Source organism: Corynebacterium freneyi, from assembly GCF_030408835.1.
Lineage (GTDB): Bacteria > Actinomycetota > Actinomycetes > Mycobacteriales > Mycobacteriaceae > Corynebacterium > Corynebacterium freneyi.
The window spans coordinates 1,722,529-1,740,531 of sequence record NZ_CP047357.1 but is presented as its reverse complement, the minus strand read 5'-3'; the positions used below and the strand labels follow the sequence as shown (position 1 = coordinate 1,740,531).

Genomic DNA, 18,003 nt, shown 5'->3' with positions numbered 1-18,003 from the left:
GTGGTTTTGTGGCGCGGGGCAGTCTCCGGGGCGCGGGAACTAGCGGTCCGCGGGTTCCACGTCGACCGGGCGGGCGTCCCGGTCCGCCCGATCCGCCTTTTTGTCGCGGAGGCTGCGGGCGACGACCATGCCGAGCATCACCAGGCCGCACAGCAGGAACGCGGACACGCGGGTCAGACCCGTCATCGCCTGCATGTCGTAGAAGACCAGCTTGATCACCGCGACGCCGGCGATGACCAGGGACGCGGCCATGTTGGCGTCGACGTTGAGTCGCTTGGGGGCGAGCATCAGCCATGCGGCCGCGACCATCCAGCCGATGGACAGCAGGACGTGGGCGAGGCTGAAGCGCACGCCCGCCGACGTCAGGGTGATGATGACGGGCACCGCGGTGAGCAGCAGGCCAACCAGGCCGGCCGTCTTTTCGTAGTTGCCCGCGTGTTCGCGGTGGGCGACGGTGATCGCGATGAGGCCCAGGGCGATGACGCCGAGGAGCAACGCCGACAGGACGACGTTCGGGGCGTCGAGGACGCCGAGCTGGAACCTGTGCTCGATGAGGTAGGACGGCGCGAACATGGTCAGCACCAGAGCCGGACCGTTGCACAGCAGGGCGACCGCGACCCACAGCGGCATCAGGCGCCGTCCCAACGTGGACCGGCGGAAGACGTACGTCCACACGAACGCGGCGGCGACGAGCAGTGCCGGCAGTCGGGTCCACGTTTCGTGGTTGTCCACGATGCCCAGGTGCAGCGCGGGCCAGGCCGCGGTGATGAAACCGGCCCAGCGGAGGGTGTTCATTCGCGGATCGGAGCGGTCCTTCCACGGGCCGAATCCGGCGGCGCCGATGGCCAATCCGAGGAGCAGCGCGACGGTGAGGGAGAACTTCTCGCCGGGGCCGACGATCGACAAGATGATCACCGTCGGCCATGCGAGCGCGTACAGGGTCGCCAGCTGGAGGCCGGTGCTTCCCGGGGTGGTCGCGTGGGGTGCCGGTGCGGCCGGGTCTGCGCCGGCGGAAGGGGTTACGAGGGTGTGCCCCTCGATGACGGTGTCGTCGAGGAACTCCGGCACCGCGATGGCGATGCCGATGGCGATGAACGCGGCAGCCCCCAGCCAGCCGGGCTCGGTGGAGTCCAGCACCACGATGGAACCGACGAGGTAGAACCCGGCGGCGTTCTTCGAGACCATGCTGCGCTTGGGACGGTCGCGCCAGACCCACGCCACGACGAGCGAGGGGATCAAGAGTGCCGGTAGGACGGCGTACGGGTCGGCGTCGTCGGAACGCGGCCACACGGTAACGAACGCGGCCAGGTACGTTACGACGAACCCGACCATGAGGAAGGCGACGGAATTCCACACCCGAGCGGCGAGGAAGCCCAGTCCCATCACGCCGAGAAGCACCAGCGTGCCGAGCCAGTTCGGCCACCATTCCAGTCCCTGGACCAGTGTCGCGGTGGTGACGTGGGCAGTGATCACGGCGGCCGATCCCGCTGCGGTCACGCCGGCGTTGTCGGGGTCCTTGCGGTGGACGACGACGGCGGTGACCGCGAGGACGGTCGCCAACGCGTACGCCAGGATCACGCGACCCAGCGGCCCGAGCAGGCCGGACTGGATGGCGAAGGCGACCAGAAGGATGATGCCCGACACGGTGATGAAGGCGCCGACGCCGGCGGTGACCCTCAGGACGATCTTCTCGTCCTCCCACCATGGGTGATCGCGGGTTTGGCGCCGGGGCGTGATCAGTTCCGGCGGACGAGCGGCGAAGGGAGTCGGGGGTTGCTGCGGCTGCTGCGGTTGCTGCGGCTGGAAGAATCGTTGGGGCCGGAGACTCTGCTGGGGCCCCAACGGCGACGGTTGCTGGGGCCCCAACGGCGACGGTTGCTGGGGTGGCTGCGGTGCCGACGGCTGCAATGGCGGCTGCTGCGGCGGCTGGCCCGCCACCGGCTGCTGCGGCGTCGGCGTCGGCATCGGCTGCCCGGGCGCTGGACCCGCGGTGCGGCTCCGTGCGAGGGGATGCTGCCGCTGCGGCCCAGGTGGCATCGGCGGCAGGGACCACTCGGGCCTGGACTCGGCGCCCCGCGCGCTCGCTGGATCCGCGACGGCGTCGGAGTCGCCGGGAGCGGCGCCCGTGGCATCCGCCGCAGCTGCGGTGGTGCCGTCGGTTCCGGGCGTGCCATCGGTCATCTGCAGGTCGCCGCGCAGGTCCTTCGCCACTGCAGCGACGCGGTCGGCGGCGTCGGCGAGGTCCGCGAGTGCGTCGGCGAGGCGACGGTTGCGGTCGTCTGGCGTGTTCATGATCACGACAATACGTTCGCGTCCTTAACCACGCCCCGCGTATTTCCGCGGTCGAGGCCGGGGGGATATGCGAAACCCGCCCCGGAGTCGTTCCGGGGCGGGTGTCACCGCCGTGTGGCGGCGTGTGCGGGCGGGTGCGCCGTCGTCACGCCCGCACGTGGCTTCTGCTGCTTGACGACGACGTCTACTTCTTCACGATGGTGATGGACCATTCGGCGTCGCCGACGACCTTGAAGTCCTTGACGCCGTGGCCTTCGGTGGCGGCCCAGCGCGGGATGGACTCGGTGCCCTGGGTGCAGTCGAAGCCGATGACGAGCTCGTCGCCGGTGTTGAGCTCCTCCATCTTCTGCTTCGCTTCGATGAGGGGGAAGGGGCAGACTTCGCCGTTGGTCTCGAGAACGTGGGTGGCCATGGTGGTTCCTTTCGGGGGAAGAGCGGAAATGCTGATTCTCGTGGTCGGTGGGGCCTTGCGCCGCCGGTGAGCCGCTTGCGGGTTTGCGGGCGCATCGCCTCCGAGGCGCTTAGGCGTTGACCTTCGCGGTATCGGCGTCGGACACGGCGGTCTCGTCGGCGGCGTCCGTGGTGCCGGTGCGGGAGAACGCGGCGCGCAGGGACTCGGGCAGGAGGGGCTTGCGCATCAGGTAGATGCGTGCGGCCAGGCCCGCGCCGAGGGCCATCGCGGCGAGCGAGACCCAGCCCTGCCAGGAGAACAGGCCGGTGGCGACCATGCCGTTGCCGACGGTGCAGCCGCCGGCCAGCACGGCGCCGACGCCCATGAGCACGCCGCCGCCGACGGAACGCTGCGCGATCTGGGCGTTGGGGACGCGGACGCGGAACTCGCCGGAGGCCTTGGCGGCGATGTAGGAGCCGACGATGATGCCGAGCACCAGCAGGGTGCCCCAGTTCATGTATTCGGCGTCGCCGGTGCCGAACCAGCCGACGAGGTGGGCAGACGGCGTGGTGATGCCCAGTCCGGAGTTGCGGCCGGTGGCCTGCGACAGCGGCCAGGCGATGACGCCGATGACGCCGACGATGGCGGCGGTGGTGAACAGACCCCAGGGCTTCTCGGCCAGCAGGTGGGCCAGGCCGGTCTTGCGCGGGGGCAGGCCGGGGATGTCGATCTTGGGCTTGGAGGCCTCGCGGTAGACGAGCCAGGCGGTGACGGCGACCAGGGCGATGAGCGGCACGAACACGGGGACGCCGAGGTCGCCGTGGATGGTGCCGGTGCCGATGGTGTGGTCGCGGGCGGCGTCGGTGAATCCGGCCAGGGGGCCGATCTTCATGAAGGCGGCGGTGGCGGCGTAGGCGACGAGGGCGAGCCACGAGCCGACGAGGCCTTCGCCGGCGCGGTACCAGGTTCCGGTGGCGCATCCGCCGGCGATGACCATGCCGTAGCCGAAGATGAGGCCGCCGACGATGGAGGCGACGGGGGCGAAGCCCTGGTCGCGCAGTGCGATGACGTCGGCGCCGGCGAGCGCCCAGTAGCCGACGGCGTGAACCGCGATGACGAGCATCAGGGCGGTGAAGCCGCGCATGGACTTGGTCAGCCAGAGGTCGCGGAGGAATCCAGTGACGCAGAAGCGTCCGCGCTGGAGCACGTAACCGAGGATGGTCCCGAGGACCGCTCCCGTGAGGAGCATGCGAATGCACCGTCCTGTTCATCGTTTCCCGGTCTGGCTCGGCGCCGGTCCGGGGAGGGCGAAATACTTGAAAACGCTTGCCGACGCTCATGCGTGGGTCAGGCGCGGCGGCCACGTTACATGCAGACGAACAAGTCTGTCTAGTCCGATCTGTCTATCTTTTATTCATGCTGGCTCAAAGGAGTTTGGCGTGCGACTCGCCGGCTTGTGTTTTGGCTGATCGGGGGAGCCCGTGCTATCTTCGTCCGTACGACCGCCAAGCGGCGGCGCTTCATTGCGCCATCGCCTTGGTAGCGAAGAGGAGAGAATCCCACCCTGGGTGCGCCGAAGAACCATGGTTGCGCCGGGGTCGACCCGATGGGGCGAAGAAGGCCGATGCGGCCCGCGCGCCCGTCAACATCGGAAGGCGTCGTGGCCCGTTTCCCGGGTCGCCTCGCGTGGCTTCCCTCGTACATTTGCTTCCGGCGGTTCGGCACCGAAATGTACAGGCACTACCTAGGAGGCCACATCAGCGCTGAAGCTCGCATCAACGAGCGAATCCGAGTTCCCGAAGTCCGACTCGTCGGACCCGGTGGTGAGCAGGTCGGCATCGTTCGCACGGATGACGCCCGCAAGCTCGCGTACGAAGCCGATCTCGACCTCGTCGAGGTCGCGCCCAACGCGAAGCCGCCGGTCTGCAAGATCATGGACTACGGAAAGTTCAAGTACGAGCAGGCCCAGAAGGCCCGGGAAGCTCGCAAGAACCAGCAGCAGACTGTGGTCAAGGAACAGAAGTTCCGGCCGAAGATCGACGATCACGACTACGAGACGAAGAAGGCCAACGTGGTCCGCTTCCTCGACAAGGGGTCGAAGGTCAAGGTCACCATCATGTTCCGCGGCCGCGAGCAGTCGCGCCCGGAGCTCGGTTTCCGCCTGTTGGAGCGCCTCGCCGAGGATGTCAAGGAACACGGCATCGTCGAGACGCGCGCCAAGCAGGACGGCCGCAACATGACGATGGTCCTGGGGCCGGTCCGCAAGGGCAACAAGAAGTAGCCGGCCAACGGCCGGAATGACGCGAACCGGGATGCGGCAGGCATCCCCGGGCGGACCACCGCGCCCCGAAAACGGGCGTCGCGACGATTCCGGACAACAAGATTTCGAAAAGGACGCGAAACACCATGAAGCAGAAGACCCACAAGGGCACCGCCAAGCGCATCAAGGTCACCGGCGCCGGCAAGCTCCGCCGCGAGCAGGCCAACCGCCGCCACCTTCTCGAGGGCAAGCCCTCGACCCGCACCCGCCGCCTGAAGGGCACCACCGACGTCGCCAAGGCCGACGAGAAGCGCATCAAGCGCCTCCTGGGCAAGGCGTAAGCGCCTCCCACTGCCCGTGATCCCCGGCCAGGGCGCCGGGGACCGGATAACGAACACAACATCCGTCAGATAAGTAAGGAAGTATCAACGTGGCACGTGTGAAGCGGTCCGTCAACGCCAAGAAGAAGCGTCGCGAAGTTCTCGATTCCGCCAAGGGCTACCGCGGCCAGCGCTCCCGCCTGTACCGCAAGGCCAAGGAGCAGATGCTCCACTCGAAGACCTACGAGTTCCGCGACCGCCGTCAGCGCAAGGGCCAGTTCCGCAAGCTGTGGATCCAGCGCATCAACGCCGCCGCCCGCGCCAACGGCATGACCTACAACCGTTTCATCCAGGGCCTGGCCCTGGCCGGTGTCGAGGTCGACCGCAAGAACCTGGCCGAGCTCGCCGTCAACGACGCCGCCGCCTTCGCCGCCCTGGTCGAGACCGCCAAGGCCGCGCTGCCGGAGGACGTCAACGCCCCGGCCGCCAAGTAGGCGTTCGCTCTCGCGTACTCTCGTCGTCATGGCTGACGACTTCCGACGACCCGTGGAGACCTTCACCGCAAGGACTCCGCGGGTCGTTTCGGCTTCGAAGCTCCACCGGGCCGCGGCCCGTCGCAAGGCGGGGCGGTTTCTGGTGGAGGGTTTCAATTCCGTCGATGCGGCGCTGCGGGCGGGTGCGGTCGTCGAGGTCTTCGCCACCGACTCGGCGATCGATCGTCACCGCGAATTGCTCGACGAGGCGGTGGCTTCGGGGCGCCCGGTGTCGGTCATCGATGATTCGGCGGCGGCGTCGCTGTCCGAGACAGTCACCACCGCCGGCCTGTTCGCCGTGTGCGCCTCCGATGCGGCGCTGTCGCCGATGGAACGCGCCATCGCAGCCGGCGTCGAGTCGGGCGTGCTCGTCGTGCCCGTCGAATGCAATGACCCGGGCAATGCGGGCACCATCATCCGCATGGCCGACGCGCTCGGCGCCGGGGGCGTCATCCTCGCCGGCGATTCCGTCGATCCGCTCGGCGGCAAGGTCGTGCGTTCGTCGGCGGGGTCGGTATTCAATGTGCCGGTGGCCCGCGAGCGTGACGTGGATGCGGTCTTGCGTGCGGTGGCCGAGGCCGGCTTTACGACGTTGGCCACCACGATGGACGCCGACGTGGTCCTGGGCCGCGATGAGCTGCCGACGGGTCCGGTGGCGTGGTTGTTCGGCAACGAGGCCCATGGTTTGCCGGGCGACGTCCTGGCGGGGGCGGGCGCTCGGGTGTCCATTCCCATTCGCGGCGGCGCCGAGTCACTCAATCTGGCGACCGCCGCGGCGATGTGCCTGTGGGAGACGGCCCGGGGCCAGTAGCCCGCCGGGGTGCACCGGGCGCCGTGGCGTCACGCCGACCGTCGTAAAGCAATGACGACGCGGTGACGAAGCAACGGTGACGGCGTCGGCCCGGGCGGTGACGGTGCCGCTCCGGGGGAGCGGCTATGATTGCCCGTTGTCAAGAACGGGGTCGGCGCGCCCCAGCGTGCGCCAGCCCCGTCGTCCCCGCCGACGAAGAAATGGGCACCTGACGTGAGCGACACCCCCACCTCCATCGATCTGTCCGAGGAAGCGCTGAACGCCGCCGCCGCCGCCGCGAAGGCCGCGTTCGCCGAGGCCTCCGACCTGGCCCAGCTCGCCGAGGCGCGCCGCGCGCATCTCGGCGACGACGCCCCGATCCCGCAGGCCCGCCGCGCCCTCGGTTCGATTCCGAAGGCCGAGCGCAAGGACGTCGGACGCCGCGTCAACGTGGTGCGCGGCGCGGTGGAGAAGGAATTCGCGCAGCGCCAGGCGGTGCTGGAGGAAGAGGACGCGGCGCGTCGGCTCGTCGAGGAGCGCATCGACGTCACCGTCGACACCACCCGCGGCCAGCGCGGCGGCATGCACCCGATCACCATCCTGTCGGAGCAGATCGGCGACATTTTCGTGGGCATGGGCTGGGAGATCGCCGAGGGGCCGGAGGTCGAGGCCGAGTACTTCAACTTCGACGCCCTGAACTTCCTGCCCGATCACCCGGCGCGCACGCTGCAGGACACCTTCCACATCGCCCCGGCCGGGTCGCGGCAGGTGCTGCGCACGCACACGTCGCCGGTGCAGGTGCGCACCATGCAGGAACGCGACCTGCCCATCTACGTCATTTGCCCGGGCCGTACGTTCCGCACCGATGAGCTCGACGCCACCCACACTCCGGTGTTCCACCAGGTGGAGGGGCTGGCCATCGACAAGGGCCTGACCATGGGCCACCTGCGCGGCACCCTCGACCACATGGCCAAGGAACTGTTCGGGCCGGACACCCGTACCCGCATGCGCCCGAACTACTTCCCGTTCACCGAGCCCTCGGCCGAGGTCGACGTCTGGTTCCCCAACAAGAAGGGCGGCGCCGGCTGGATCGAGTGGGGAGGCTGCGGCATGGTCAACCCCAACGTCCTGCGCGCCTCGGGCATCGACCCGGAGGAGTACTCGGGCTTCGCGTTCGGCATGGGCCTGGAGCGCACCCTGCAGTTCCGCAACGGACTGTCCGACATGCGCGACATGGTCGAGGGCGACGTTCGCTTCACCCAGCCGTTCGGCATCCGCGGTTAATCGGCACACCCACCACTCGAAGGAGAATCGCTTCCATGTTCATCCCGCAGTCCTGGGTCACCGACGTCGTCGCCGCGGCCAATCCCGGCTGGTCCGTCACGCCCGATGAGATCGACGCAGGTTTCGTCCGCGTCGGCTTCGAAACCGAGGGCCATGAGCCCCTGCCTCCGGTCACCGGTCCGCTGGTCTTCGGCCGCGTCGCCGAGATCGAGGAGTTGACCGAGTTCAAGAAGCCGATCCGCTTCTGCATGGTCGACGTCGGCGAGGCCAACGGCACCGGCGAGCGGCAGGGCATCATCTGCGGCGCCCGCAATTTCGCCGAGGGTGACATCGTCGTCGTGGCGCTGCCGGGTGCGGTGCTGCCGGGCGATTTCGCCATCGGCGCGCGCAAGACGTACGGGCGGATTTCCGCCGGCATGCTGTGCTCGGAGGCCGAGTTGGGGCTGACGGCGCAGTCCGCCGGCATCATCGCGCTGCCGGAGTCGGTGCTTGACGACGCCGACGTGGAAATCGGAGCCGACGCGCGGGCCTTCCTCGGCCTGGACGACGAGCTGTTCGAGGTCAACGTCACCCCGGACCGCGGTTACGCGCTGTCGGTGCGCGGTCTTGGCCGCGAGATCTGCTCGGCGTTCGACGTCGAGTTCGCCGATCCCGCCGACGTCGAGCCGATTGCGGCGGAGGGGTCGGTCCTGGATCTGGAGGTGCGCCCGGAGACCGACGCCGTGCGCTTCGGCCTGCGTCGCGTCACCGGCGTCGACCCGAAGGCGACGACTCCGTGGTGGATGCGCCGCCGCCTGTTGCTCGCCGGCCAGCGCAGCGTCAACCTGCCGACGGACATCACCAACTACGTCATGCTGCTGCTGGGCCAGCCGATGCACGCCTTCGACGGCGGTGCGATCTCCGGTGGCCTGACGGTGCGCAACGCCGTGGCGGGGGAGACCCTGACCACGCTGGATCACGTCGAGCGCAAGCTCGATCCCGAGGACGTCGTCATCTGCGACGACTCCGGCATCCAGTCCCTGGCCGGCGTGATGGGCGGCCTGACCTCCGAGATCGCCGACGGCACCACGGACGTGCTGTTCGAGGCTGCCATCTGGTCGCCGCTGCGGGTGTTCCGCACCGGCCGCCGTCACAAGCTGTCGTCGGAGTCGTCGCGCCGATTCGAGCGCAACGTCGACCCGGCCCTGGTCGAGCCGTCGCTGGACCTGGCGTGCCGCCTGCTCGCCGAGCTTGGCGGAGGCGCCGTGGAGCCGGGCCGCACCCTCGTGGGAGACGTGCCGCAGCCGGCGACCATCGAGTTCCCGGCCGACCGTCCGTCGCGGGTGGCCGGCGTGGAGTACTCCCGCGAGACGGTCATCGGCCGTCTCGAGGAGGTCGGCTGCTCCGTGGAGGCCTCCTCCGACGGCGACACGCTCCTGGTGACCCCGCCGACGTGGCGCCCCGACCTGACCATGCCGGCTGACCTGGTGGAGGAGGTCCTGCGACTCGAGGGCCTGGAGGACATCCCGGTGGTCCTGCCGGTGGCCCCGGCCGGCCGCGGTCTGACCCCGCGTCAGCAGCTGCGCCGCAACGTCGGTCACGCGCTGGCCCACAACGGGTACCTGGAGATCCTCCCGACCCCGTTCACCGCCAACGACGTCTTCGACGTGTGGGGCCTCGACGCCGACGACCCGCGCCGCAACACCGTGAAGGTGATCAACCCGCTGGAGAGCGATCGCGCGCAGCTGGGCACCACCCTGCTGCCGGCGATGCTCGATTCCCTGCGCCGCAACGTGTCCCGCGGCCAGGTGGATCTGGCGCTGTACGGCGTGGAGCAGGTCAGCGTGGTCCGCGGCGACGGTCGTTCGCCCATGCCGTCGACCGCCGGCCTGCCCGACGCCGAGGAGCTGCGCGTTCTGCGGGAATCCCTGCCGGAGCAGCCGCTGCACGTCGCCGCGGTGGCTTGCGGCCAGATCGAGCTGGACACTCCGTGGGGGCCGGGTCGCGCCTACTCCGCGGCCGACGCCATCGAGGCCGCGCGCATCATCGCCCGCGCCGCCGACGTCGAGCTGGAGATCCGCAACGCCGAGCACCTGCCGTGGCACCCGGGCCGTTGCGCCGAGCTGAGCGTCGACGGTCGCGTCGTCGGTTACGCCGGCGAGCTGCACCCGAAGGTCATTTCCGCCGCCGGTCTGCCCGAGCGCACGTGCGCCCTGGAGATCAACCTGGATGCGCTGCCGCTGGAGGAGCACCTGCCCGCGCCGGTGCTCAGCCCCTTCCCGGCCGTGCACCAGGATCTGGCGCTGGTCGTCTCCGACGAGGTCCCGGCCTCGGCCGTCGAGGCCACGGTCCGCGAGGGCGCCGGCGATTTGCTCGAGTCGATCCGCATCTTCGACGTCTACCGCTCGGAGCAGCTCGGCGAGGGGCGTCGTTCCCTGACGTTCTCGCTGCGTTTCCGCGCCACGGACCGCACGCTCACCGAGGACGAGGCCTCCGAGGGGCGCCTGGCCGCCATCGAGCTGGCCAAGCAGCGGCACGACGCGGAGTTGCGCGGCTAGCTCCGCGTCGCCCCTGCGGCCGTCGGGGCCGGGCGCGGGCGGCCCGTGCACAGATCGCCCCGGGCCCGCACGCCCCTGCGGTCATGCGGCACGGCACGCCGATGCGATGAATATCTTGCATCGGAGTGAATATCCGTGTTGAATGGCCGCATGAGCATTTCAGTGGCGATCGCGGGAGCGACGGGTTACGCCGGAGGGGAAATCCTCCGGCTGCTCCTTTCGCACCCCGCTCACCTGTCCGGCGAACTGACCATCGGCGCGTTGACGGGCGCCTCCAACGCCGGCGCCCGCGTGGGGGACATCATGCCCCACCTCGCGCCGCTGGCCGACCGCCGCATCGAGGACACCAACGCCGACACCCTCGGCGGCCATGACGTCGTCTTCCTCGGTTTGCCGCACGGTCATTCGGCGGCCATCGCCGAGCAGCTCGGCGACGACGTCACCATCATCGACTGCGGAGCCGATTTCCGGCTGTCCGATGCCGCCGAGTGGGAGCACTACTACGGTTCCCCGCATGCCGGGACGTGGGCCTACGGCATTCCGGAGCTTCCGGGCCAGCGCGACAAGATCGCGGGCTCCAACCGCATCGCCGTGCCCGGCTGCTTCCCGACGGGCGCCTCCATCGCGCTGTACCCGTCGCTGGCGGCGGGCCTGGTCGAGCCCGACTTCTCCGTCGTGTCCATCACGGGCACGTCCGGGGCGGGCAAGAAGGCCGCCGTGCCGATGCTCGGCTCGGAGGTCATGGGCAACCTCAAGGCGTACAACACCGCGGGCCGCCACCGGCACACCGCCGAGTTCCGGCAGAACCTCGGCGTCTTCGCCGACGACGTCAACGTCAGCTTCACGCCGGTGCTCGCCCCGACGTCGCGCGGCATCCTCACCACGGCCACCGCGCCGTTGGCGGATGCCGGAGTGACCACGGAGTCGGCCCGCGAGGCCTACGTCGCCGCGTTCGACGGCGAGCCCTTCGTCCAGCTGCTCGCCGGGGGCCTTCAGCCGCAGACGAAGTCCGTCATCGGCTCGAACCTGGTGCAGGTGCAGGTCGAGGTCGACGAGCGCGCCGGTCGCCTGCTGATCACGTCGGCCATCGACAACCTGACCAAGGGCACCGGCGGCGCCGCCGTGCAGTGCATGAACCTCATCATCGGCCAGCCGGAGACGGCCGGCCTGCCGCTGGCGGGTGTTGCGCCGTGACCGCCGAGAAGTTTTCCGTCGCCGACGCCACCGTCGGCGGGACCGTGGAGTTCGGCCCCGAGTGCGGCGGCGTCGTCGCCCCGCGGGGGTTCCGCGCCTCCGGCATCACCGCCGGCATCAAGGCCTCGGGCAAGCCGGACATGGCCCTGGTGGTCAACGACGGCCCGAAGAAGACCGCGGCCGCCGTGTTCACCCGCAACCGCGTCGTCGCCGCGCCGGTGACCGTCACCCGGGATCACATCGAGGACGGTTCCATCACCGCCGTGCTGCTCAATTCGGGTAACGCGAACGCCTGCAACGGTCGCCCCGGCGTCGAGGACGCCCTGCGGTCGTGCGAGTCGCTTTCCGACGAGCTCGGGGTGCCCGTGACCGACATCGCCGTGTGCTCGACGGGCCTCATCGGCGATCGCCTGCCGATGGACACGATCCTCGGCGGCATTGAGCCGCTGGTCGGCGGCCTTTCGGGCGACAACGTCGCCGGGCGCGCCGCGGCCACCGCGATCATGACGACGGACCTCGTCGACAAGCAAGCGGTCCGCCGCGCAGATGGCTTCACCGTCGGGGCGATGGGCAAGGGAGTCGGCATGATCAGCCCGTCCATGGCCACGATGCTCGGCGTGCTGACCACCGACGCCGACATCACGCCGGAGATGGCGCACGCCGCGTTGGCCGCCGCCTCCGAGAAGACGTTCAACCGACTCGACATCGACGGTTCTACGTCCACCAACGACACCGTGCTGCTGCTGGCCTCGGGCGCCTCCGGGTACGTGCCGACCCAGGAGGAGCTCGACGCCGCCGTGCTGGCCGTCTGCGACTCCATCGCCGCGCAGATGCAGGGCGACGCCGAAGGCGTGACCAAGCGCGTCGCCATCACCGTCACAGGCACCGGCGGAGAAGACGACGCCCTGGTCGCCGCGCGCATCATCGGCCGCGACAACCTGTTCAAGTGCGCGATGTTCGGCTCCGACCCGAACTGGGGCCGCGTGCTCGCCGCCGTGGGCGTCGCCCCGGTGGCCATGGACCCGGAGCACATCACCGTGTCCTTCAACGGGCACGTCGTCTGCCGCGACACCGGCGGCACCCCCGACGCCCGCGACGTCGACCTGTCCGGCTCCGACATTCACGTGGAAGTCGACCTGGGCACCGGCGACGGGGGATCGGCGACGGTGCGCACCACCGACCTCTCGCACGATTACGTGCACATCAACTCGGCGTACTCGACGTAAGGAAGGCCGCCACCCATGAGTCCCTTCAGCGGAAATCTCACCGAGGACCTCACCCCGGAACACCGCGCCCACGTGCTGGCCGAGGCCCTGCCGTGGCTGCAGCACCACCGCGACAAGGTCGTCGTGATCAAGTACGGCGGCAACGCCATGACCGATGACCGCCTCAAGGCGGCGTTCGCGCGGGACATGGTGTTCCTGCGCACCGTCGGCATCAAGCCGGTCGTCGTCCACGGAGGCGGCCCGCAGATCTCCTCGATGCTGCGCCGACTCGGCCTGGACGGCGAGTTCCGAGGAGGCTTCCGCGTCACCACCCCGGAGGTCATGGAGGTCGTGCGCATGGTGCTCTTCGGTCAGGTCGGCCGGGAGCTCGTGGGCTTGATCAACGCGCACGGCCCGCTGGCCGTGGGCACCTCGGGCGAGGATGCCGGACTCTTCACCGCCGAGAAGCGGCTCGTCGACGTCGGCGGCGTGCCCACGGACATTGGTCTCGTGGGTGACATCGTGGAAGTCAAGTCGGAATCCTTGTTCGATCTGATTGATGCGGGCCGCATCCCGGTCGTGTCCACCATCGCCCCGGGCTGCGACGGCGAGGTCTACAACGTCAACGCCGACACTGCCGCCGGCGCCCTGGCCGCGGCGCTGGGAGCCGAACGCCTGGTCATCCTGACCAACGTCGAGGGCCTGTACACCAACTGGCCGGACAAGGGATCGCTCGTCTCGCAGATCTCCGCCAACGACCTGCGCGAGATAGTCCCGGGACTCGACGCGGGCATGATCCCGAAGATGGAGTCCTGCCTCCACGCCGTGGACAACGGCGTCAAGGCCGCGCACGTCATCGACGGCCGCCAGCCCCACTCCGTACTGCTGGAGTTGCTCACCTCCGGCGGCATCGGCACGATGGTGCGGCCCGGCGACGGAACGCTCGGCGACGATCCGGGCGCCCGCGCCCTGCGCGCCGCCACGGAGGACCCGGAGGGGGCGCAGGCCACCGCGGCCGCCGCCCGCGTGGCCCGGTCCTCCGGCGCCGCCGCCGACGCGGCCGCGGACCTGTCCGACACGTCCGCCGCCGACGACAACACCGACACCGACCGCGAAGGAGACGTGTGATGACCGCCTTCACCGACGCCTGGACCGCCAGGATGATGGACAACTACGGCACGCCGCGCATCGAGCTGGTCAAGGGCGAGGGGCCGTGGCTGACGGACTCCGAGGGCAAGAAGTACCTCGACCTGCTCTCCGGCATCGCCGTCAACGCACTCGGCCACGGCCACCCGGCGATCGTCGACGCCGTGTCGAAGCAGATCGCCGAACTCGGCCACGTGTCCAACATCTTCGGCTCCGAGCCGCCGCTGGAACTGGCCGAGAAGCTCATCGAGCTGACCGGTTGGGGCGCGGAGGACACCCGCGTGATGTTCTGCAACTCCGGCACGGAGGCCAACGAGGCCGCGTTCAAGTTGGCGCGGCTGACCGGTCGCCGCCGCATCATCGCCACCAACCACGGGTTCCACGGCCGCACGATGGGCGCCCTGGCCATGACCGGCCAGCCCGACAAGCGCGCGCCGTTCGAGCCGATGCCCGCCGGCGTCGAGTTCGTGCCCTACGGCGACATCGAGTTTTTGACCAAGACCATCGAGTCCGACCCGCTCAGCGTCGCCGCCGTCATCATGGAGCCCATCCAGGGCGAGACGGGCGTCGTCGCGCCGCCGGAGGGCTATCTGGAGCAGGTCCGGGCGCTGACCGAGCGCTACGGCGTCATGATGATCGTGGACGAGGTGCAGACCGGCATCGGCCGCACCGGCGCCTGGTTCGCCCACCAGCACTCCGGCATCGTGCCCGACGTCATGACCCTGGCCAAGGGCCTCGGCGGCGGACTGCCGCTCGGCGCGGTCATCGCCCACGGCGAAGCCGCGAAGCTGTTCACCCCGGGAACCCACGGCACCACGTTCGGCGGCAACCCGGTGTGCGCGGCGGCGGCGCTGGCCGTCATCGACGCCCTGGAGTCGGAGGGCCTCATCGACCGCGTGGCGGAGAAGGGCCGGATCATGGCCCGGAAACTGGCCTCGCTCGACGGCGTCGACCACGTCCGCGGCCGCGGCTACATGCTCGGCCTGGTCCTCGACGGCCCGCTGGCCAAGGGCGCCGTCGACGCGGGCTACCGCAACGGCGTCATCCTCAACGCCCCGCAGCCCAACGTCATCCGCGTCGTGCCCCCGCTGAACCTGACGGACGGGGAAATCGACCGGGCCGTCGAGCTCGTCGGCCAGTGCCTGGCCGAGGCGCGGGCGGCCCTCGACGAAAAGCAGGCCGAAGGCGACGACGCCTGACCACCGCCGAATCGGCGGCGGACCCCACCTGGGGAAGACGACGGCTGGCCCGACGGCCGACCGTCGTAAAGCACGAAACAAAGGCACGAACAACGCAGAAAGGAGCCGTGGGACGGTGACCATCCGACACTTCCTCGCGGACGACGACCTGACCCCCGCCGAGCAGGCGGAGGTCCTCGCGCTGGCCGCGAAACTCAAGGCGGACCCGTACGGGACCCGCCCGCTGGAGGGGCCGCAGTCCGTGGCCGTGCTGTTCGACAAGACGTCGACCCGCACCCGCTTCTCGTTCGACGCGGGCATCGCGGCGCTCGGCGGCAACGCCATCGTCGTCGACTCCGGCGCGTCCCAGATGGGCAAGGGCGAGACCTACCAGGACACTGCGGCGGTGCTGTCGCGCTTCAACTCGGCCATCGTCTGGCGCACCTACGCCCAGGCCGGCCTCGAAGCCATGGCCGACACCGCGACCGTCCCGGTGATCAACGCGCTGTCCGACGAGTTCCACCCCTGCCAGATCCTCGCCGACCTGCAGACCATCATCGAAAACGTCTGCCCCGACGAAGGCCAGGCCGGACTGTCCGGCCGCAAGGCGGTCTACTTCGGCGACGGCGCCAACAACATGGCCAACTCGTACCTCGTCGGCTTTGCGACGGCCGGACTCGACGTGACGATCTGCGCGCCCGAGGGCTTCCAGCCGGAGGCCCGTTTCGTCGAACGCGCCGAAAAGATCGCCGCCGACACCGGCGCGACCGTCACCGTGACCGCCGACGTCGACGAGGCCATCGCCGGCGCCGAGATCGTGCTCACCGACACCTGGGTGTCGATGGGCCAGGAAGACGACGGCCTGGACCGCCGCACCCCCTTCCTGCCGTACCAGGTCAACGCCGAACTCATGGCCAAGGCCGCCGACGGGGCGATCTTCCTGCACTGCCTGCCCGCCTACCGCGGCAACGAGGTCACCGCCGACGTCATCGACGGCCCGGCCTCCGTCGTCTTCGACGAGGCGGAAAACCGCATGCACGCCCAGAAGGCGCTGCTGACCTGGCTGCTGGAGCACAGCCGCGCCGCCGGTGCCGGCGGGGAAGCGTAGGCGACCATGACCATCCCCGGTTCCCGCACCGCACGGCAGGCCCGCATCGCGGACCTGCTGCGCCGGCGGCGAATCTCCAGCCAGATGGAGCTCGCCACCCTGCTGGCCGCGGAGGGCATCGACATCGCCCAGGCGACGCTGTCCCGGGACCTCGACGAACTCGGGGCGCGCAAGATCCGCGAAGACGACGGGGCCGCCCGCTACGTCCTCGAAGGCGACTCCGACGGCATCCACGCCGGCAGGGGAGCGGTCGCCCGCATGCGGCGCGTCCTCGACGAACTGCTCGTGGCCGCCGACCACTCCGGAACCATCGCGGTGCTGCGCACCCCGCCCGGGGCGGCGCAGTACCTGGCCAGCGTCATCGACCGCGCCGGCCTGCCCGACATCGCCGGCACGATCGCCGGCGACGACACCATTTTCTGCCTGGCGCGGGAGCCCCTCACCGGGGCGGACCTGGCCCGGCGTTTGTCCGGCGACGCCGGGCAGTAGAATCGACAAGAATCAACACCCCCAAGAAGGAGCGAACCCACATGACTGATCGGGTCATTCTCGCCTACTCCGGCGGCCTGGACACCACCGTCGCCATCGAGTGGATGAAGCAGGAGACCGGCGCCGAGGTCGTCGCCGTGTCCATCGACGTGGGCCAGGGCGGCGAGGACATGGAGTCCATCCGCCAGCGTGCGCTGGACGCCGGCGCCGTCGAGTCCGTCATCGTCGACGCCCGTGACGAGTTCGCCGAAGAGTACTGCCTGCCGGCCATCAAGGCCAACGCCCTGTACATGAAGCAGTACCCGCTGGTTTCGGCTCTGTCGCGTCCGCTGATCGTCAAGCACATGGCGCAGGCCGCCAAGGATCACGGCGGCACCCACGTCGCCCACGGCTGCACCGGCAAGGGCAACGACCAGGTGCGTTTCGAGGTCGGTTTCTCCAACACCGCCCCGGACCTGAAGATCATCGCCCCGGCCCGCGACTACGCCTGGACCCGCGACAAGGCCATCGCCTTCGCCGAGAAGAACGACATCCCGATCGAGCAGTCGAAGTCGTCGCCGTTCTCCATCGACCAGAACCTGTGGGGCCGCGCCATCGAGACCGGCTACCTCGAGGACCTGTGGAACGCCCCGACGAAGGACGTCTACGCCTACACCGAGGACCCGACCCTCAACTTCAACTCCCCGGACGAGGTCATCATCTCCTTCGAGGACGGCAAGCCGGTCGCCATCGACGGCAAGCCCGTCACCATGCTGGAGGCCGTCGAGGAGATGAACCGCCGCGCCGGCGCCCAGGGCGTCGGCCGCCTGGACATGGTCGAGGACCGTCTGGTGGGCATCAAGTCCCGCGAGATCTACGAGGCCCCGGGCGCCATCGCCCTGATGACCGCCCACGCGGCCATGGAGGACGTCACCGTCGAGCGCGAGCTGGCCCGCTACAAGCGCGGCGTCGAGGCCAAGTGGTCCGAGCTGGTGTACGACGGCCTGTGGTTCTCGCCGCTCAAGCGTGCGCTGGACACCTTCATCGAGGAGTCCCAGAAGGGCGTGTCCGGCGACATCCGCATGACCATGCACGCCGGCAACTGCAACGTCAACGGCCGTCGTTCGAACTCGTCGCTGTACGACTTCAACCTGGCCACCTACGACGAGGGCGACACGTTCGACCAGACCCTGGCCCGCGGCTTCGTCGAGCTGCACGGCCTGTCGTCGAAGATGGCCGCCAAGCGCGACTTCAACCTGTAAGACCGCGCGTCGCACGACCAGAACCGCGCAGCTGC

General features: G+C 69.6%; 15 protein-coding genes and 1 pseudogene. 13 read left to right on the top strand and 3 right to left on the bottom strand.

Annotated elements, in window-relative coordinates:
* Positions 1 to 39: 39 nt before the first annotated feature.
* The 3 genes from CFREN_RS07800 to CFREN_RS07795 form a co-directional block, all read right to left on the bottom strand.
* The gene (locus tag CFREN_RS07800; protein ID WP_209652717.1) at positions 40 to 2,292 is read right to left on the bottom strand and encodes a DUF2339 domain-containing protein; all 2,253 of its coding nucleotides are present in this window, start codon (positions 2,290 to 2,292) and stop codon (positions 40 to 42) included.
* A 184-nt stretch (positions 2,293 to 2,476) separates the two neighbouring features.
* Positions 2,477 to 2,704 (bottom strand): sulfurtransferase TusA family protein, encoded by a 228-nt coding sequence (locus tag CFREN_RS12870; RefSeq protein WP_070522562.1) that lies wholly within the window; start codon positions 2,702 to 2,704, stop codon positions 2,477 to 2,479.
* A 109-nt stretch (positions 2,705 to 2,813) separates the two neighbouring features.
* A complete protein-coding gene (locus CFREN_RS07795) occupies positions 2,814 to 3,932 on the bottom strand; it encodes a YeeE/YedE family protein (protein ID WP_209652719.1) in 1,119 nt (372 codons plus the stop codon).
* Between the two features lie 480 nt (positions 3,933 to 4,412).
* Here CFREN_RS07795 and infC point away from each other — a divergent pair, with 480 nt between their 5' ends.
* The 13 genes and pseudogenes from infC to CFREN_RS07730 all read left to right on the top strand — a co-directional run bounded on the left by infC (position 4,413) and on the right by CFREN_RS07730 (position 17,968).
* The gene (infC, locus tag CFREN_RS07790) at positions 4,413 to 4,964 is read left to right on the top strand and encodes a translation initiation factor IF-3 (RefSeq protein WP_035119595.1); all 552 of its coding nucleotides are present in this window, start codon (positions 4,413 to 4,415) and stop codon (positions 4,962 to 4,964) included.
* A gap of 125 nt (positions 4,965 to 5,089) precedes the next feature.
* Positions 5,090 to 5,284, top strand: coding sequence for a 50S ribosomal protein L35 (gene rpmI, locus CFREN_RS07785; protein ID WP_035119589.1), 195 nt, complete (start codon positions 5,090 to 5,092; stop codon positions 5,282 to 5,284).
* Positions 5,285 to 5,373: 89 nt separating this feature from the next.
* Positions 5,374 to 5,757, top strand: coding sequence for a 50S ribosomal protein L20 (gene rplT, locus CFREN_RS07780; RefSeq protein ID WP_070522567.1), 384 nt, complete (start codon positions 5,374 to 5,376; stop codon positions 5,755 to 5,757).
* Positions 5,758 to 5,785: 28 nt separating this feature from the next.
* Complete coding sequence (locus tag CFREN_RS07775; protein WP_209652720.1) at positions 5,786 to 6,607, top strand: TrmH family RNA methyltransferase; 822 nt, start codon at positions 5,786 to 5,788, stop codon at positions 6,605 to 6,607.
* Between the two features lie 213 nt (positions 6,608 to 6,820).
* Positions 6,821 to 7,870, top strand: coding sequence for a phenylalanine--tRNA ligase subunit alpha (gene pheS / locus CFREN_RS07770; protein WP_209652722.1), 1,050 nt, complete (start codon positions 6,821 to 6,823; stop codon positions 7,868 to 7,870).
* Between the two features lie 35 nt (positions 7,871 to 7,905).
* Positions 7,906 to 10,407, top strand: coding sequence for a phenylalanine--tRNA ligase subunit beta (gene pheT / locus CFREN_RS07765; RefSeq protein WP_209652724.1), 2,502 nt, complete (start codon positions 7,906 to 7,908; stop codon positions 10,405 to 10,407).
* Between the two features lie 150 nt (positions 10,408 to 10,557).
* Entirely contained in the window at positions 10,558 to 11,601 is a 1,044-nt protein-coding gene (argC, locus tag CFREN_RS07760; RefSeq protein WP_209652726.1) for an N-acetyl-gamma-glutamyl-phosphate reductase, read from the top strand.
* A gap of 44 nt (positions 11,602 to 11,645) precedes the next feature.
* Positions 11,646 to 12,827, top strand: coding sequence for a bifunctional glutamate N-acetyltransferase/amino-acid acetyltransferase ArgJ (gene argJ, locus CFREN_RS07755; protein ID WP_209654625.1), 1,182 nt, complete (start codon positions 11,646 to 11,648; stop codon positions 12,825 to 12,827).
* A gap of 15 nt (positions 12,828 to 12,842) precedes the next feature.
* Positions 12,843 to 13,737 (top strand): annotated as a pseudogene (gene argB, locus CFREN_RS07750) (acetylglutamate kinase); the annotation flags it as partial.
* A 196-nt stretch (positions 13,738 to 13,933) separates the two neighbouring features.
* The gene (locus tag CFREN_RS07745; protein WP_209652728.1) at positions 13,934 to 15,151 is read left to right on the top strand and encodes an acetylornithine transaminase; all 1,218 of its coding nucleotides are present in this window, start codon (positions 13,934 to 13,936) and stop codon (positions 15,149 to 15,151) included.
* A 115-nt stretch (positions 15,152 to 15,266) separates the two neighbouring features.
* Complete coding sequence (argF, locus tag CFREN_RS07740) at positions 15,267 to 16,238, top strand: ornithine carbamoyltransferase (protein WP_209652731.1); 972 nt, start codon at positions 15,267 to 15,269, stop codon at positions 16,236 to 16,238.
* 6 nt (positions 16,239 to 16,244) lie between these two features.
* Positions 16,245 to 16,727, top strand: a complete 483-nt coding sequence (locus tag CFREN_RS07735) for an arginine repressor (protein WP_035119575.1) — start codon at positions 16,245 to 16,247, stop codon at positions 16,725 to 16,727.
* Positions 16,728 to 16,768: 41 nt separating this feature from the next.
* Positions 16,769 to 17,968, top strand: coding sequence for an argininosuccinate synthase (locus CFREN_RS07730; protein ID WP_070522493.1), 1,200 nt, complete (start codon positions 16,769 to 16,771; stop codon positions 17,966 to 17,968).
* The last annotated feature ends 35 nt before the right edge of the window (positions 17,969 to 18,003 follow it).

Excerpts from the sequence above, each read along its gene's own strand:
- rpmI (WP_035119589.1), top strand. The coding sequence starts at position 5,090 with ATGAAGCAGAAGACCCACAAGGGCACCGCCAAGCGCATCAAGGTCACC.
- CFREN_RS07800 (WP_209652717.1), bottom strand. The coding sequence starts at position 2,292 with ATGAACACGCCAGACGACCGCAACCGTCGCCTCGCCGACGCACTCGCG.
- pheT (WP_209652724.1), top strand. The coding sequence starts at position 7,906 with ATGTTCATCCCGCAGTCCTGGGTCACCGACGTCGTCGCCGCGGCCAAT.
- CFREN_RS07745 (WP_209652728.1), top strand. The coding sequence starts at position 13,934 with ATGACCGCCTTCACCGACGCCTGGACCGCCAGGATGATGGACAACTAC.
- CFREN_RS07730 (WP_070522493.1), top strand. The coding sequence starts at position 16,769 with ATGACTGATCGGGTCATTCTCGCCTACTCCGGCGGCCTGGACACCACC.
- CFREN_RS07795 (WP_209652719.1), bottom strand. The coding sequence starts at position 3,932 with ATGCTCCTCACGGGAGCGGTCCTCGGGACCATCCTCGGTTACGTGCTC.
- CFREN_RS12870 (WP_070522562.1), bottom strand. The coding sequence starts at position 2,704 with ATGGCCACCCACGTTCTCGAGACCAACGGCGAAGTCTGCCCCTTCCCC.
- CFREN_RS07735 (WP_035119575.1), top strand. The coding sequence starts at position 16,245 with ATGACCATCCCCGGTTCCCGCACCGCACGGCAGGCCCGCATCGCGGAC.
- infC (WP_035119595.1), top strand. The coding sequence starts at position 4,413 with ATGTACAGGCACTACCTAGGAGGCCACATCAGCGCTGAAGCTCGCATC.
- argC (WP_209652726.1), top strand. The coding sequence starts at position 10,558 with ATGAGCATTTCAGTGGCGATCGCGGGAGCGACGGGTTACGCCGGAGGG.
- CFREN_RS07775 (WP_209652720.1), top strand. The coding sequence starts at position 5,786 with ATGGCTGACGACTTCCGACGACCCGTGGAGACCTTCACCGCAAGGACT.